Source organism: Planococcus daihaiensis (assembly GCF_049262615.1).
In the GTDB taxonomy this organism is placed as follows: domain Bacteria; phylum Bacillota; class Bacilli; order Bacillales_A; family Planococcaceae; genus Planococcus.
Genome location: NZ_CP175504.1, coordinates 693,445 through 709,629, shown reverse-complemented (window position 1 = coordinate 709,629; position 16,185 = coordinate 693,445). Strand labels below are relative to the sequence as shown.

14 protein-coding genes are annotated in these 16,185 nt (G+C 43.1%); 10 read left to right on the top strand and 4 right to left on the bottom strand.

Annotated features, from left to right (window positions below; translation table 11 throughout):
• Positions 1-22: 22 nt before the first annotated feature.
• The 3 genes from DHX103_RS03415 to DHX103_RS03405 all read left to right on the top strand — a co-directional run bounded on the left by DHX103_RS03415 (position 23) and on the right by DHX103_RS03405 (position 3,586).
• Positions 23-1,120: an acyltransferase family protein gene (locus DHX103_RS03415; protein ID WP_422123873.1), complete on the top strand. Its 1,098-nt coding sequence runs from the start codon at positions 23-25 to the stop codon at positions 1,118-1,120.
• 287 nt (positions 1,121-1,407) lie between these two features.
• Positions 1,408-2,472, top strand: coding sequence for an S-layer homology domain-containing protein (locus DHX103_RS03410; protein ID WP_422123872.1), 1,065 nt, complete (start codon positions 1,408-1,410; stop codon positions 2,470-2,472).
• 529 nt (positions 2,473-3,001) lie between these two features.
• A complete protein-coding gene (locus tag DHX103_RS03405) occupies positions 3,002-3,586 on the top strand; it encodes a competence protein ComK (RefSeq protein ID WP_422123871.1) in 585 nt (194 codons plus the stop codon).
• A gap of 113 nt (positions 3,587-3,699) precedes the next feature.
• Here the strand turns inward: DHX103_RS03405 and DHX103_RS03400 are convergent, their stop codons facing one another.
• Positions 3,700-4,800 carry a ketopantoate reductase family protein gene (locus tag DHX103_RS03400; RefSeq protein ID WP_422123870.1) on the bottom strand — a complete coding sequence of 367 codons (1,101 nt, stop codon included), beginning with the start codon at positions 4,798-4,800 and terminating at the stop codon, positions 3,700-3,702.
• A 350-nt stretch (positions 4,801-5,150) separates the two neighbouring features.
• Positions 5,151-6,023, bottom strand: coding sequence for a CPBP family intramembrane glutamic endopeptidase (locus tag DHX103_RS03395; RefSeq protein ID WP_422123869.1), 873 nt, complete (start codon positions 6,021-6,023; stop codon positions 5,151-5,153).
• Positions 6,024-6,267: 244 nt separating this feature from the next.
• On the opposite strand from DHX103_RS03395, the gene DHX103_RS03390 reads away from it, so the two are divergent.
• The 5 genes from DHX103_RS03390 to DHX103_RS03370 all read left to right on the top strand — a co-directional run bounded on the left by DHX103_RS03390 (position 6,268) and on the right by DHX103_RS03370 (position 11,698).
• Positions 6,268-6,702: an Hsp20/alpha crystallin family protein gene (locus tag DHX103_RS03390; protein WP_422123868.1), complete on the top strand. Its 435-nt coding sequence runs from the start codon at positions 6,268-6,270 to the stop codon at positions 6,700-6,702.
• A 260-nt stretch (positions 6,703-6,962) separates the two neighbouring features.
• Positions 6,963-7,487 (top strand): DUF6241 domain-containing protein, encoded by a 525-nt coding sequence (locus tag DHX103_RS03385; protein WP_422123867.1) that lies wholly within the window; start codon positions 6,963-6,965, stop codon positions 7,485-7,487.
• Between the two features lie 265 nt (positions 7,488-7,752).
• Entirely contained in the window at positions 7,753-8,592 is an 840-nt protein-coding gene (locus DHX103_RS03380; RefSeq protein ID WP_422123866.1) for a hypothetical protein, read from the top strand.
• A 28-nt stretch (positions 8,593-8,620) separates the two neighbouring features.
• The gene (locus tag DHX103_RS03375) at positions 8,621-10,435 is read left to right on the top strand and encodes a TcaA NTF2-like domain-containing protein (RefSeq protein WP_422123865.1); all 1,815 of its coding nucleotides are present in this window, start codon (positions 8,621-8,623) and stop codon (positions 10,433-10,435) included.
• A gap of 213 nt (positions 10,436-10,648) precedes the next feature.
• Positions 10,649-11,698, top strand: a complete 1,050-nt coding sequence (locus tag DHX103_RS03370) for a polysaccharide deacetylase family protein (RefSeq protein WP_422123864.1) — start codon at positions 10,649-10,651, stop codon at positions 11,696-11,698.
• A 57-nt stretch (positions 11,699-11,755) separates the two neighbouring features.
• Here the strand turns inward: DHX103_RS03370 and DHX103_RS03365 are convergent, their stop codons facing one another.
• Entirely contained in the window at positions 11,756-12,532 is a 777-nt protein-coding gene (locus tag DHX103_RS03365) for a hypothetical protein (protein ID WP_422123863.1), read from the bottom strand.
• Positions 12,533-12,816: 284 nt separating this feature from the next.
• On the opposite strand from DHX103_RS03365, the gene DHX103_RS03360 reads away from it, so the two are divergent.
• Positions 12,817-14,865 (top strand): cell wall-binding repeat-containing protein, encoded by a 2,049-nt coding sequence (locus DHX103_RS03360; RefSeq protein WP_422123862.1) that lies wholly within the window; start codon positions 12,817-12,819, stop codon positions 14,863-14,865.
• 55 nt (positions 14,866-14,920) lie between these two features.
• Here DHX103_RS03360 and DHX103_RS03355 read toward each other — a convergent pair whose 3' ends face one another.
• A complete protein-coding gene (locus tag DHX103_RS03355) occupies positions 14,921-15,559 on the bottom strand; it encodes an O-methyltransferase (protein ID WP_422123861.1) in 639 nt (212 codons plus the stop codon).
• A 237-nt stretch (positions 15,560-15,796) separates the two neighbouring features.
• Between DHX103_RS03355 and DHX103_RS03350 the strand changes: the two genes are divergently transcribed.
• Positions 15,797-16,123 (top strand): hypothetical protein, encoded by a 327-nt coding sequence (locus DHX103_RS03350; RefSeq protein ID WP_422123860.1) that lies wholly within the window; start codon positions 15,797-15,799, stop codon positions 16,121-16,123.
• The last annotated feature ends 62 nt before the right edge of the window (positions 16,124-16,185 follow it).

Sequence of the window (16,185 nt, the reverse complement as noted above, 5' to 3'; positions counted from 1 at the left end):
GTTATTAATTGGAGAATTTAAAGTGAAAAATTTAAATGAGATAAATATTATAAGAGCCATGATGTGCCTTGCAATTGTAGGTACACATGCAATCAGCAATTACTTGCGCAATATTGAAGTTGATCAGGTTGCCTACGATCAATATATCCTCTGGATCCGTTTTGCTCTGCTTTGTTCAACCCCTATATTCATCCTGTTGTCAGAAACATTGATTTCCAAAAATTATCCCGACGGTTTGCGCAAAGGCTTCTTCACAAAACGAGTCAGGTATATTCTGATTCCTTATCTGCTGGTTGGATTGATCGTCAGTTATCGGAGTTCCGGCGGAGACCTGGCAAAATTTATGGATGTAATTATGCTGAAGGTGGTCTATGGACAATGGTACGGTTTTTTCGTCATCGTCATTTTCCAGTTTTATATCCTTCACTGGTTGATTGGCAAATACTTGGCACGCATCAATCCAATCGCTCCGATAGTCATATCATTCGCGATTTCGTTTGCGCATGTTTATGGTTATGCTCATATCACCGCATATCAGGAATTTATCTTGAATGAATATCCGTTATGGTATAAGACGCATATTTTTATGTGGCTGTTCTATTTCATCGTTGCATTTTACATAGGCCAATACTATGAACAGCTCGTCAATTTCTTAACGAATAAAATATGGATTCCTCTATTAATGGCGGTTTCCAGCTTCGGCATCATTGTTTACAATTACACCCAGATGGATTACACCAGGATTTCAAGTGAGCGATACGATATGCTGTTATATTCTGTCAGCGCCTTTTTCCTTTTGGTGGCTTTGATCCGGAAATTCAATTTCACTAGCCAAACATTGGTGTTGTTCAGCAATTTCTCATTCTTCATCTATCTGACGCACATGATTTTCCTCCCATATTTCGTCAGGCTGTCAATGACGTTTGGTGAAAACTTCTTCGCTTATGTAATATCCATGACATTCCTGACAGTTTCCTCCTGTATTGGTGTCGCCTTCCTGTTATACCAAAGCCCGATTACCCGCTATATTACGGGAAAGATTAAATATCTGGAGCCTTCTGCACCCGAAATTAAATCATCGAAGAGTATTGAAAGAGAATATGCGAATGAAAGAAGCTAGACTGTAAAATCATGAAAATGTGATTTTTAAGCGAGCTTTTAATGAAGTGTAGATACAAAAATGCCGCATCCGAAAACCGTTACGGTTTTCGGATGCGGCATTTTTATGTTCAGCCAATAGCAATGCTGATTTCGGAAACTGTGAAAAGGGAACTTTTTGAATTTCATCTGCAGAATGATGATATTGATAAAAATTTATTTATTAATATTAATTTTTTGATGTAAAGGATCCTGTCAGCTGATAAAATGAAGGCGAGAAGATCGACAAATATATGGAGGAGTGAAGTCGTGAAGAAGCTGCTGAGTGTGTTCATCGTGCTGCTGTCATTGCTTTTGGTCCTGTCTGCTGCAGCTGACATTCCAGATGAACTGCCGGAAAATCACCAATTTTATGAGGAAATGACGTATCTTATCGAGAAAGGAGTGCTTCAAAAGGATCGGGATGGCGAGCTCCATCCGGATAAGCTGATTACCCGAGCGGAAGCGGCCGTGATGGTCGGCCGGTTGAAAGGCTTGGATGACACAAAAAAAGCAACCAGGTTTTTTGACGTGCCAAGAAAGCATTATGCCAGTGGCTTCATTGCCGAAACAGTAAAAGCGGGTTACTTCAAAGGGTATAAGGGAAACAGTTTTCGACCAAACGCACCAATTACACGTGGTGATGCAGCTGTGATTATGGAGCAGGTATTTGATCTGACCCATACATTCAATCAGCCGTTCAAAGATGTTCGGGAAAATGCATACTATGCGGGTGCGATCAGCAAAATCCTGGCGGCGAATATTGCCATCGGCTACCCTGATAATACGTTCCGGCCCCGCCAGAAAATGACGCTAGGGGAATTTTCCGCCTTTCTGGCACGCGCGCTTGAGCCGGAATTCAAAAATGATGCGGTGATTGCCCGGTCGTACCAGAAAGACAAAACGAAAACCTACAGCTACAGCATGTCAGACGGCACAACAGCCATCCACCGCTTCGAGGATGTGCCGGACCGCGGCGAACTGAGATATGGCTTCATGTGGACTGTCGAAGTGGATGGAGACAGTTACGAATACTTTGAATTTGAAAGCTACGAGTTCTTTGCATTCGGCTATCCCTATTCCGAATATATCCCGGCACTCGTTTATCCGGTCCAGCTCGGCAAGACCTTTAATACCGGACTGGGTGACGAAACTTTCATCCACACCATTACAGGCGTCAATAAAACCATAGAAACTCCTTACAGAACGTTTACAAATGCCGTCGAAGTGACGACACAGGAAGGCTTTAAATATTACATGGTGGAAGGCTTTGCGGTAGTCAAATCGATTAACCCTCAAGGAGTGATTGAAAACGAATTGGTGAGCGTTGAGTAATATGGAGTGAGTTGCCGCATCTGAAACCGTTTGATGGTTTTGGATGCGGTTTTGAAATGTTTACTTTGATAACAGTATTTACTTCATGTGCCAAACGGAGTAAAAATTATAATCGACCAAAGTGCAGATGTAAAGATTTAAAGGGAATTAAATGGATGCTGTAAAATAAGTAAATTAACTAGTAAAAAAGTTTTAAATTATTAGACAATATATAGGTATAAATATATAATTGAAAAAGTGAGTAAGAGAAAAAAGCGCATTCATTGGAGTTCAACTATGAAATCAGGCTCTTTGCATGGAGTCCGTAGTTCTGAATATGAAGATCGGATGTTGCCACTCTTAGATCGCTTTTTTTAAAAAGTGGAGGTGAGATGGATATGAGGGAAGCCTTCGAGGCAATAGAAAACCCCCGGATAGAGTAGTCTGGCCGACAACTATCCGGGGGCTGCAGTTGGAGTATACCAACTATTGGTTATTATACTCCATTTTAGCTAAAAAATTAAGCATTAACTAAAAAGGGGATATCCAAATGAGGAAAAAACCGAAACTTCATTTAGAAATGAAATGGGAATATGCAATTGGATCCGACACCATTATCATCATGCCAAATTATAATGAACACGGCTTTCTCCATACTTTATTGGGCAAACGGGAAAGTGTTTCGAAAGTCGATTTAAGTCCGTATGATTTAATTGATGTGAATCTACGTTTCCGCGGTTCGAGTATGATTGGTGCACTTGAAGGCGCACAGGCAATTCTCGGAAAAATGAATATGAATCCGTTGATCTTGGACCGGGAACGCGAAATCATCCTGTTTCCGTGCAAATCGCCGTTTCGTGAAGATTGTGTGTGGCTGGTGCTCTCGCACGTCAAGCATTACCGGCACGCGGGCAAAAGCATGACGCAGGTTGAACTCAGCAACGGCAGTACGATTAAACTTGATGTCAGCAAGCAAACATTCGAGAGGAAAATGCAGCGGGCATATGAGCTTCAGGGCAAAATGCAGTCGCAAAAGAGACAATTCGAAGGAAAAGTGATGGAAAGCGGTGTCACCTATCACCTGACGAAGAACGTTGACCGAAAAAATTACGAAGACGGGGTATTGAGGGAGTAAAGCTATATTGCCCCTCTATATTATAGAAGAAATGTTTCAGCAGAATTAAAAAAAGTATAACGAAAGCAGCAGGCTCCCTGGTTCAGGAGCCTGCTGCTTTTTTATTCACTTTGTCACGCGGCTGGAGTGTGGCGTTCGCCATTGCCATTCTTTTGTTTTTTGAGAATTGTAGCCAAACCGGCAATCGCGACAAGTCCAATCGCAGCACCGTAAACCGGCTTCCAATTGAGTGGAATCGTTTTTGCGCCAACTGGCAGCGGTTCTCTCCGGCCATAGGTGTAATCCGTCAGCTGGTCAACGGTAGGCGTTGGAATATTCGACGGCTTGATCATGGTATAAAATTCATCCGTCAAATACTCGATTTCATCCTCCGTATATTTCAGGTGTTCGATGGCATTTTCGAATGATGGACTTTTCGCCATTTTACTGAGTGCCATAACAAAGAGCGGTTCCGGAATCTTATCCATCATCTTAAAAGCGGGTGGAGTGATGGGAATTCCCGCTTTCTCTGTTGCCTGCAGCGCTTCATGAAGCGCGCGTTTCATGAGGACTTGGGCATCCCGTGTAGCCGCAAAATTATCCAAATTCGTATCACACGCATAAACGGCTGGTACGAGTGTCGGTATCATTACGGCCACTTGAGTTTTCAACCAGGCGTCTATATCTTTCCGGATTTCCGCCCGGTAGCCGCGCATGGAACTCAAAATTTTCGCCACTTCTCGCGTTCGGGTACTTACACTGCCGTCCACTTCGCCGATTGGCAGAATGATCGGTTTGTTCTTTTCGACCGGCATCATATGCATGACATGTCCTTTTTTAAAGCCGCCCGGAAGCGGGAAACCGGCCATTACCCTTTCTTTGCCGAGCGCATCGATAAATTTCTGCTGGCCGGCTGCGTTATTCATCATAAATAGGAATGTCGGCACTTTCTTATTGGCCGCAAGCACCGGCAAAATAGCAGATACCTTATTTTTTCGGATTGGAACGATGACAAGATCGTAATAATCGTCTTCTTTCAAACTCTCCACTACCGGTAAATGCGTCACTGTTCGGACGCCCGTCTCTGTGTTCTCAGTGACAACGCCGTAAGTCTCCAATTCCTGTTTGCGCTCACCCTGGTCGAGCAAGGAAACGGAATGGCCTGCTTCTGCCAGGCGCTCCGCAAATAAACTGCCGAACGGTCCTACACCGTAAATAAGGATTTTCTTGTTCATGATCATTATTCCTCCTCTGGTTGTGTGTTTAAGAGCCGTGACCTAAACGACTGACAAGCCATGATGATGTGGAATGATCATACAACCTCCTTTGCTGCAAGAAAGCCTTGAAATTTGAGATAGACCGTGGCATGAAGATAAAAAAATCCATTCATGATAATAATATGCCACATCGTATCATTTTTAAACTATTTTATGAGTACTTTATTGAAAATTAGAAATTTTTCCGGTATCTATTCATAATCGTCAAATTCATGATAATAATCCTTATTTCTCCAGCAAAAAAGCTGATTAAATTTAAACAGATAAGGTAAGCTCTTTGTTTTCTGCTGCTGTATTATTGCCTCGCCTCATCCAGCTTGTGTGCTCAACTTTTCCTTACCGTATTTTTTTACCAGGTAATTGGCCACAAGCCAGGTCCCGATGGCGACGGCAATCGGCGTCAGCAGCGGAACAGGCGATGCGGCAAGCAAATAGGCGGAAGCCGTATTGGCCCAGGCGTGCAAAATAACACATAGCCAGACATTGCCGGTGCTGTTATAAAGCCATCCGAGCACATAAGCCTGCGGAATCGTCAGCAGCGTAAATCCGAGCAGCGTCAGCAGAACTGTTATGGTGCCGTTCGGATAGTTCAGGTAAATGATAAAGGGATAATGCCAGATGCTCCAAAGCACGCCCACACGAAAACAGGCTTGTTCAGCCGTATAGCGGGTCTGCAATAGCGGTTGCAAATAGCCCCGCCAGCCGAATTCCTCCATGCCGCTTGTAACGCACTGGAATAGGAAAAAGACAGGAAGAAACCACAGCGGCAGCACTCCCCAGTTAAATTCTCCACTAAATCCAGTCAGGATCCACGTCACCAGCAGCGCCGCTGAAAACAACAGGATTGGATAAAGTAGGATGAAAAGTAGCCAGCCGCCGATGTTCGTAGGGTGTGCTTTTTTGGCTGAGGGAATGAGGGGCACTTCTTTCTTGTTCTTCATCACCAAACCGATAGCAAAAACGCCAATAATCGGTCCGTATACGGCAGCCGTAAAGAACAGCGAAAGCAGCAATTGCTGCACACTTTCGACCCCTTCCGTGATTGCGGTGTAAATGCCTTCATTGTAGAGAATCTCCACACCAATCTGTCCTGAAATAACCATGGCTCCGATCCATAGTGTCCATGAAAACAGCAGGGTACTTCCATAAAAGATCGCAACATTTTTCGACACTCTTTCCATTTTGATCACCTCCAAAATTAATTTTGTGAGAACAATGATAAGAGGCAAAGGCAGCAAAATAAGAATTGACATTTAATTGTTCTTCGTTATAATTTTATATGATAACTGAATTTTGTGAAAATTGTAATCAATTTTGAGAGGAGGCCTGTGCAAAGCGGTAGAGGGAACAAACGACGGACACAAGTCGCTGGCCATGGACATCCTGCAGCAGTAAAAATAATTAATGGAAAGAGGAGATTTTGCCATGAGAAAATTTTTACCAAGTAAACGTGAGGATTTTTTTCCAAGTCTGTTTGAAAGCGGATTTGAAACCGATTTATTCGATCGTTTCTTCAAAGAATCCCATTATCCGAAAGTGGACATCAAGGAAGTGGATAATGGCTACGAGATGAAGATGGATGTGCCGGGCTTCTCTAAAGAAGACGTGAAAGTCGAATACCGCGACGGCTATCTCGAAGTGGAGGGGACACGGGAAGAGAATAAGGAAACGACGGAAGAAGACGGCCATTACATCCGGAAAGAACGTTCCTACGGCTCCTTTAAACGAAGCTTCTACGTGGGCGACATTGACGAAAGCAAAATCCAGGGATCGTTCAAGGACGGAATGCTGCAACTGCAGGTCCCCAAAGCCAGCGAAGAAGAGAAAAAGAAAAGCGGTACGCAGATTCGTCTGGAGTAGCGGATGAACCTGTAAGTGGCAGTTAGAAAATGAATACCTGAGCTGCACTGAAGTTGTCGGAGCTAACGGCGATGGGGTGCAGCTTTTATTGAGTGGAAAAATTGGAACTTACTGCCAGGCATATTCAATGCACACATGAATATGTTCCTGTATACTAGGATGGGTCATATAGCATAGCAGGGGAGAGCTAAGCTCATCTATGCACCGTATACATATAAGGTCAGACAGAAATTGCTGTTGATCGTCACAGGAGGAATTTTATGAAAACCATCTTAACAACGATAACGATTTCCATTTTGGTTATAGCTGCAATCGCAGGAGCGGGCTATTGGTTCATCCAGGATTTCTCGTCAAATGACGCAGAAGAAATATCTGCGATTGCCGAGCAGATTGAAGAGCGGAAAGGGAGCGGTACAGCTGCAGAAGCTTCCAGTACTGAAAGTACAAAAGACGACTCGGATGCCGACATGAAAGAGGGGAAACTGCAAACGTACCTGCATCAAATGACTCATCAGAAAATCGTGGCTGCCAAAAAAATTGGTGCTGTTGAAATGACCGATAAAAACATTGGTAACATGCTGAAGATCGTTAGGGAAAATAGAGAGTATTACGAGCACGGCGATTTCTATGAAGAAACCTTGATGGCCTGGGAGGAAGGCGATTTCAGCAACGCGGTTTCTGTCCATAATACGATATGGAATTGGCACGGCGGAACTGTTGGAAGAGCAACGGGACTGATGTCCGCGGAGCAGGAACAGGAATTTGTAGAGGACAAATTCAGGTAAAGCTGGAGGGAGATTAATAATAGATGTTGTGCTGCAGTTTGGAACCGTTTTGGTTCTGGGCTGTTTTTTTGGGGGGTTCTTTATACTCCATGCAAAGACTAACACCACTTATTGGAATAATTATTTTATTTTACTTAATTAACCTTTACTTCTAAATAAATTCTAATATAATAGGTAAAAAGATACTATTTTGATTTTAGAATTGAATCTTTTTGTTCCGGCATTTATACCTATATATGAAAAAATATTTTTAGGGGGAAACATGATGAAATGTTCATATTGTCAACACGAGCAGGATACAGGAAAATTCTGCGGGAAATGCGGTACGGTGCTGACGGCACATGAAGGTACGAATGCAGGACCGACTGCATCAGTAAGTCAAGATCAAACAACAGCTTATGCAACTGCTGCGCCGGTTTACCAGGCACCAACAGAACCAAACCAACATGTAGAAAAAGTGAAAGCAACATCGAAGCAGTACTGGACTTATTTTATACAATACATAAAGAACCCGGGCTCTATTGTTGAACAGCCAGGGCAGCAACTGGTGAATGCATTAATTACAATGGCGATATTCGCACTTATTTTTTCATTGGCTGTTTATAAGAATTTAAAAGTAATTGTACAACCTTTCGAAGATATGGGAGGTTTCTTTGGCAGTTCCGCAAGTGTTATGCCATCATTTTTTTCTGTTTTGTTCACTTCTGTTCTTAGCCTGGGGCTGATTTTCATTTTGGCAGCAGGATGCCTATATCTGGTAAACAAATTTGCGGGGCCTGAGGAATCATTTACTAATATAATCACTTCATTCGGCACGCTGATGATTCCCTCGGTCGTAGTTCTATTGGCAGCTTATCTGTTGCTGTTGATCGATTCTCTGACATTCGGAAATGTTTTATTGCTGCTCAGCATTAGCCTTAGTGTGTCATTGGCACCTTTATACCTGATTACCGTGTTGCTTAAAAAATCCGGCAAGGCATTGGATTCGTTTTATGCATATCTGGCGTATGTTGTTCTCTTCAGTATAAGCATGACAATTCTAATGTCCGTATTCTTCGATTCCACAATAGGCCGTTACATCGAAGAATTCGGCTATTTATTCTAGTCCCAACTTTTGAAAGCAAGGTGAAAACATGAAGAAATTTTGTACGAATTGTGGGCATGCCAATAATCAGGACAATAAAATATGTGTGGAATGTGGTACGTCGTTGACTGGGGAAAAGAAAGTGGGCCTCAATTCAACAGCAACTGCACAGCCTGTCAAAAGCAAAACGCCCCTTAGCTTGAAAACAAAAATTTTATCCATCGTCGGTGTTTTGCTCGTGGCTTCGCTGATCGGCGTCTATTCCTGGGGAACCAAAACAGCATCCGCAGATACGGTTGTGACAAAGTTTTTTGAGGCGTTGCAGAACGAAGATGCTGAAGCTTTGTCAAAACAAACGTGGTTATCGAATGGTCAAGCTATGTCGGTTAAAGAAGCCGGTGCATTTATCGATCGGTTTCACGATATTACGCCCTATGAACTGGAAAATGTCGCCAAAGTGGAAAAGAACGGAAAAGTGATCGGGATTTTTGATGCTCACCGCATTGTCATTCCCGCTCAACAACTGTCGTTCCATTTTCCACACGAAGGATTGGCATTGAGTTTGAACGGCGAGCTGGTTACAGCTGTGAAACATGCAGACGGGGAGTATTTTTTCTCTGACGTAAGCCCGGGTTTTCACGAGGCTGAATTTATCTTTGAAGGGGAATTTGCAGAATTCAATTTTCCTTTCGAACTGGATGTGGCTTTGTATGCTGACTCATCAGCGGTGGAACCCATCTATGTAGATTTGCCGGTCAGTTCGGTCACTTTCGGACTGGAAACCTTTTATGAAAAGAATCCAGATGCCAATAATGTAATTATCGGAGACAAAAAGATCCCGGTTGGCGAGTACGGAGAAACCGAGGGCATCGGCCCTCTCCTGCTCGATGGCAGTACGACTGCTCAAGCCCAAATCGCTTTTCCATGGGGCACTCAAGTTTCTGAGCCTGTCGAAATCACTTCCACTTACCACACTTTCACTTTTTCAGGTCTGGATGAAGAACAGCAGACTGCTCTAAAGGAACAATTGCTGGTTTTCGCGGAAGAGTATGTACAGGCCTATGCCCTAAGAGATTCGAAAATCTTTACAGGTGTTACGAAGAATCAACTCAGCGTCTTTAAAGAGGATCTGAATCAAATGAAAAACTACGATAATTATTTTAAGGGTTCGTTGGTTGAAGTCGGTGTGGATGAAGAATCTATCATTATTTCAAGTGATGGTGAAACGGTTCAGCTTGACGCAGAATTTACAATCAATGGCGATTATTATTATGAGTCGGATACACCGGACATGGATGAATTGCTGACGGACATTTCCATCGATTTTATTTATGATGAAAGCGAAAAGAAATGGCTGGTCAATTCTTTCAGCGAAGACAATTGGTTCCTGAGTGTAGTGCCGACAGTGTTCCTTGAAGGCAGCGGAAAAGTGTACGCATCCACCGGAACTGCGAAAACGGTGGAAGTTGATGATGTTGAGGAATCCGAAGATGGACTTTCTCTGTCAGAAGAAGACGCGGAATTCTTCATGAATGCCTATAACGATGCCAGCGTTAAAGCCATTAATTCAGGAGATATCCTCAATGTTGCTGCATTTATCTATGATTCGGGTCCGCGCTACAAAGAGCAATCAGATTTTATTGATTATATGTATTCAGAAGGAATTACAGAAGAGCACCTTGGCACTTCTATAGAATCAGTAAAGCATCTTGAAAAAGAGTTTTATGAAGTGGTAACAATTGAAGAATTTATCATTCACGGCACGGAAAGCAGTAATGAAAAAACATATCGCACGGTAACCAAGGTCAGAGTTGATGACAGTGGAGCGGCAGTTTACGAATTGATTTCCACGAAAGAAATTTAAAGGGAACAGAGATTCAGTTTCGCAATTAATAAAATTAAAATCGCGTATGCCTGATTATAGGCATACGCGATTTTTTGCTTTGAAATTGCTGGGGTGACTGTCACCCGAGCAATTCGGCTTAACCTTTATTTAACCCTCATATTCTACAATGGCTTAAAGTGGCAAATTCATCGGAGAAGCTGTGTTGATCCTTGATTGAGAAAGGCGGATATTATGGGAAACTATATGAAAAGACGAGTTCAAAAAACCTTGAACAATCCCAAACTTTCATTGTTCACCAATGTTTTCAGCCCCTTATATTCCGGAATTGGCAGCGTAGTGATGTTTCACCGGGTCGTTGAAGGGGAGAAGGATGTTGTGTTGGATAACATGGAGGTAACTGCGGCACAACTGGAAAAAACGATTCGTTATTTTCTCGATAATAATTACGACATCGTTTCGATTGAAAGAGCGCATGCCATATTGACAGGTAAAGTGCAGGTTGAGAGGAAATTTGCGGTTTTTACATTCGATGATGGTTATAAAGATAATTACACAATAGCTTATCCGATCTTCCGAAAATACAATGTTCCTTTCACCATCTATGTTACGACCTGTTTTCCGGATAAAACGGCGCTTATCTGGTGGTATGCGCTGGAAGAATTGGTCAAAAAATCGGAGAATGTTGAATTTCATTTTGAAGGGAAAAATTATCAGTATCCCGTCCTAACGCAGGGCGAGGAAAAGGATGCCTCCTCGGCTCTCCGGGAATTCATTCTGAGTTTGGATGTTGACCAGCAAACAAGCCTTTTTACTTTACTGTTTGACGGCAATAGCATCGATCTCCGGCAGTTCTCAAACGATATGACGATGGACTGGGCGGAAATCGAAGAATTGTCCGGAAGTGAACTCGTTACAATCGGTGCCCATACAATCAACCATCATAACCTCCGCAATCTCGATGTAAAATCGGTACGGCAGGAACTGAACGATTCAAAGAAGGAAATCGAAAGACATATCGGAAAACCTGTCGAGCATTTTGCCTTTCCTTTCGGTTCGGAAAACGAAGTCGGTTTGCGGGAGTTTAAAATAGCAGAAGAGCTGGGTTTCAAAACCAGCACCACCACGAGATGCGGCAATATTTTCCCGTCCCATTCCCAGTACACCAATTGCCTTCCGAGAATCACACCGAGCCCCGCATTGTTGGAGTCATTCCCTCAAATTTACGCGAGCGGTTTTATTCCTGCCTTGAGGCAGAAATTCAGACGTGTTGTGACGCAGTAACGAATATTTATATCCACCTCCTGCAAATATTGCAGGGGGCTATTCACTTTGGTGAAATTATTCAATGTTTTTCCTTTTTCTATAAGACACAGCTTTAAAAGGGAAAAACGCAAACACTAGAATTATCCCGAGCAGTGTAGTCAGGAAAGGATAAATCAGTGGGAATATTACTGATGGATAAACCACCAGATCATCGGTGTAATAGCCCGGCCGTCCGGCATACATCGGTGAAATTAATTGAGTCTGCAGTTTGTCCTTATTCTGATAGGTGAAAAATTCTTCTTCGACTGTGCCATCTTCCCGCACGATCAGCAATTTGTATTCAAATTCTTCCTGGCCAATATACCCTTCCATAATGTGTTCTTCGTTAATCTGTCGGGTGTCGTAGCCGTTCTGCTGAATGGTTATGGCAAAGAATTTGTCATCGGAGGGCTGGTCTTCAACCAGCCAATAAGATAAATAATAGTTGTATTGATTCAGGCCATCAACTGCGATTTTATATTCTCCCTCATACAGGCGAACAGGGTAGTTTTCCAAGTTTATTACGTTCTCATCGTTGACTGTAATTGATATATCAGCAGGGTATACCAATCGATCCCACCCATTCAAATAGGAATCCTCTCCGGTAAGCGTGTGTGAAGCCGCAATGATATTGCCGGCAAACTCATATGTTTTGGATGCCCCAGTGTGATGGGCATTGATTTCAGTAATATTATACTTATTGGCTATTTCGAATTGATAGCTATACTCTCTAAGCATTGGAACAACGGTAAGTGAAGAAATTGCCAAAAAGAATAGGCCCATTACGAAAAGAAGCGCTTTGATAAATTTCACAGGAAGTCCCCTTTTTATTTTGGTTTAAGTAAAATTACCGCTCTATTAAAAGTATAGCAGTCATGATATGCATCCGGTAAACGACTAATCATATCGTCAATTCAATTTGTGAATATTCAATACCCATAATAACGTTTATAAATTAGTAGGATTTACATTTTTTTCTTTGAAATCAAAGTATTGTGTAAATATATGTTTAGCGCATAGATAAAAAGTAATGAACAACCTATAATGATAATGCGAGGGAAATTCTACAAAATGACCCGGAAAAGGACGGAATCCAAATGAAAACTTATATTAAGTTGTTATCTGCCATAATTGTAGCATCATTAATTTTTACTATGAACGAATCAGAGATCTTTGCAAACGATGAGACAAAAGTGAAAAGCTCGATTGAAGAAACAGATCGGGTTATCGTCAAAATGGAGAAGCAAAACACCTCTGCCTTAAAAGCCGCTGATATTACAGTCTTAGGAACTGTGGACGAAGGCTCAATTGTTACTCTCGAAGTCCCGGTAGAAAAACACCTGAACAGTTTTATGGAAGAGCTGGAAAAGGTAAAAGGGGTAGAATCTGTCGAGCCGGATTATTTAATTACATTGGATTATGTTCCGAATGACCCTCATCTTTCGAGCCAATATCATCACAACCGGATAGGCGCTGAGAAGGCCTGGAACTTGACGAAAGGCTCATCTGATGTGCTGGTAGCCGTGATTGATGGCGGTTTTGATGTGAATCATTCTGATTTAGTCGATCAGATTTATTATTCTTATAGTACGGTTACAGACAGTTATAATTTACGAGTAGGTAATCATGGAACGCACGTTGCAGGAATTATTGGCAGTTCAATGGATAATAATAGTTTTGGAACGGGTGTGGCACCAAATACAAACTTATTACTAATCGAAGTGTTTGGGCTGACTACCGCATACACATCCGATGTAATTGAAGGAATATATTTGGCGGTCGATGCAGGGGCGGACATCATCAATTTGAGTCTTGGCAATTATGATTACAGTTCCAACTTAGAAGCTGCGATCCAATATGCGCATGCAAATGGGGCGCTGATTGTAGCTGCGGCAGGGAATGACGATACGAAACAGAGGCATTATCCTTCCTCGTATAACAACGTCATAGCGGTCGGTGCGACAGATGCTTATGATGATATAACCGATTATACGAATTATGGTAATTATCAGGACATAGTAGCTCCTGGTACCGGAATCTATTCGACCCTTCCTCATGAAGGGTTTGGTCAGATGACTGGAACTTCAATGGCAGCGCCTGTTGTATCAGGTGTAGCAGCTTTAATACTGGCGAATGAACCGCATTTAACAAATGTCGAAGTTGAGAAGAGATTATTTTCAACAGCGACAGATGACGTTTGGAATCCGGGGAAAGACATCTATTATGGCCATGGACTGGTGAATGCATATGCCGCTGTGAGAGGCGATCAACCGCCTGAAAAAGCCAAGCGGATTTCAGGCACTAACCGTTATACGACAGCTGTCGAGATTTCAAAAACAGGATGGAAATCTTCTGAGCAAGTAGTGCTGGCAACAGCAGCCGATTTCCCGGATGCTTTGGCAGGTGGACCTTTGGCATATCAGGAAGACGCACCTATTCTCTTAACACGCACAGCTTCACTTCCCCCTGAAACAAGAGCCGAAATACGTCGTCTTGGTGCTGAAAAAGTGATGATTTTGGGAAGCAAAGGCGCGGTGTCACAGGAAGTTGAAATGGAACTATCGCGAATGGGTTTGAAAATTGAACGAATCGGTGGCAAAAACCGTTTTGATACTGCCGCAATGATTGCTCAAAAGCTGGATTCAACAGAAGCTATAATCGCAAATGGCTTGAATTTCCCCGACGTGCTGTCCATATCTTCATATGCATCACGCAACGGCATTCCAATCCTATTGACACGAAAAGACAGTATTCCGTCAGAAACAGCCGGAGCACTTCAAACAATTTCGAACACTTATGTCATTGGCAGCACAGGAGTAGTCGATCAATCGGTCTTCAGTCAATTACCTGCTCCCAAGCGTTTCGGTGGCAACACGCGCTATGAAACCGGTAATGAAGTGATAAACGGATTGCCGATGGGCTATGAAAAAGCTTATATCGCCACCGGCCAAAATTTCCCAGATGCGTTAGCGGGTTCAGTCCTGGCAGCTAAAAATAATGCACCCATTCTTTTAGTGAAATCGGACAGTGTCCCTGCGGCAACTCTGCTACAGCTCCGTTCATACAACTCTTTTGGGGTTTTTGGCGGAACTGGTGCTGTGGATGATTACGTGCTTGGCATTCTGAATTGGGAACTGAAGAATTGATACTGTTAATTCTTGAACAAAAGAAATGCGCCAGGGAATTCTCCCGGCGCATTTTTTATGTCTTCACCCGCGCCACTGTCATGCCGTCGCCAAGTGGAATCAGCAGCGATTCCAGCTGTGGGTGGTTGGCAGTCACTCGATTGAAAGACTTCATGATTTCTGTGTTTCGCTGAGGCGCAGCTTCCGGATCCGCGACGGTTCCCTGGGCAAGCACGTTATCCGCCACGATAATCGCTCCGGGTTGCGCGAGTTTGATGCAGGCTTCCAAATAGTTTTCATAGTTTTCCTTGTCGGCGTCGATAAAGAAAAAGTCGAATGTCTCATTGGCCTCGGTTAATTTTTGGAGGGAATCAAGTGCGGGACCAGTCAGGTAGTGCACCTGGTTTCCGAAACCGGCTTGCGCGAGGTTGCTGTGGGCGAGCTCCGCATAACTTTCCTCCAGTTCCAGCGAGGTCAATTTGCCGTCAGCACCAAATCCTCTGGCCAGACAAATGCCGCTATAGCCGCCGAGCGCGCCGATTTCCAAAATATTTTTGGCCCCAGAGATGGAGACGAGCATCGTCAACAGTTTGCCCGAGGCAGGCGGCACCGAAATTTGCCGCATACCGTGTGCTTCGATGGATTTGATAACCCCATCCAATTCGTCGTCCTGTTTGGTGAATACCGAATTGATGTATTGATTTATTAGTTTCATGGCTTTCTTTTCCTTTCTGTAAATCATTTTTATCGCAAAAGCTTTAACTTTCAAATTCTTCATTTGGCTCAATTAACCCTTCTTTCTTATAAGATTTACGCTGAGCTATTCGCCTATCCAATTGACGTGGACTGATTCGGGTTGGCGGGTTTATCTGGCATGGATTTTGAGAATACTTAGTAAAGAAGTCATCCTGCATAATTGTCAAAAAAGTTGATGGAAGAGGAGTTGTGAAAAATGAGTATGCAAAATATCCAGACGAACGATTTGGTGAGGGACGAATACGGCAACCATTATCTCGTAGTGGGAAAGCGAGAGGATGAAGGAACCTTGAAGAATATTCAGGTGTCGAACCTTTGGTACGAGCAGGCGTTCCGCGAGCGTTTTGAAGAGGTGGGCCGCGGCAAATCGATAGGCATCCAACTGCAGGAGAAAGTGAACGGTTATATTGAAGAGATGGAGCGAAATGAACGTCCGATCCACGGCATTCGCGACCTGATATTGCATGAGATTGACGTTTATGTGGTGGATATATCGAAACCGCACCCGAATAGTGTGTTGTAAATAGAAGATATAGCTCGATAGCCATCTTCCGCAGACTTTTGTGTCTGTTGGAGGTGGTTTTT

Excerpts from the sequence above, each read along its gene's own strand:
- DHX103_RS03395 (WP_422123869.1), bottom strand. The coding sequence starts at position 6,023 with ATGGAAAGAGTGTCGAAAAATGTTGCGATCTTTTATGGAAGTACCCTG.
- DHX103_RS03400 (WP_422123870.1), bottom strand. The coding sequence starts at position 4,800 with ATGAACAAGAAAATCCTTATTTACGGTGTAGGACCGTTCGGCAGTTTA.
- DHX103_RS03350 (WP_422123860.1), top strand. The coding sequence starts at position 15,797 with ATGAGTATGCAAAATATCCAGACGAACGATTTGGTGAGGGACGAATAC.
- DHX103_RS03385 (WP_422123867.1), top strand. The coding sequence starts at position 6,963 with ATGAAAACCATCTTAACAACGATAACGATTTCCATTTTGGTTATAGCT.
- DHX103_RS03355 (WP_422123861.1), bottom strand. The coding sequence starts at position 15,559 with ATGAAACTAATAAATCAATACATCAATTCGGTATTCACCAAACAGGAC.
- DHX103_RS03370 (WP_422123864.1), top strand. The coding sequence starts at position 10,649 with ATGGGAAACTATATGAAAAGACGAGTTCAAAAAACCTTGAACAATCCC.
- DHX103_RS03405 (WP_422123871.1), top strand. The coding sequence starts at position 3,002 with ATGAGGAAAAAACCGAAACTTCATTTAGAAATGAAATGGGAATATGCA.
- DHX103_RS03390 (WP_422123868.1), top strand. The coding sequence starts at position 6,268 with ATGAGAAAATTTTTACCAAGTAAACGTGAGGATTTTTTTCCAAGTCTG.
- DHX103_RS03375 (WP_422123865.1), top strand. The coding sequence starts at position 8,621 with ATGAAGAAATTTTGTACGAATTGTGGGCATGCCAATAATCAGGACAAT.
- DHX103_RS03380 (WP_422123866.1), top strand. The coding sequence starts at position 7,753 with ATGAAATGTTCATATTGTCAACACGAGCAGGATACAGGAAAATTCTGC.
- DHX103_RS03360 (WP_422123862.1), top strand. The coding sequence starts at position 12,817 with ATGAAAACTTATATTAAGTTGTTATCTGCCATAATTGTAGCATCATTA.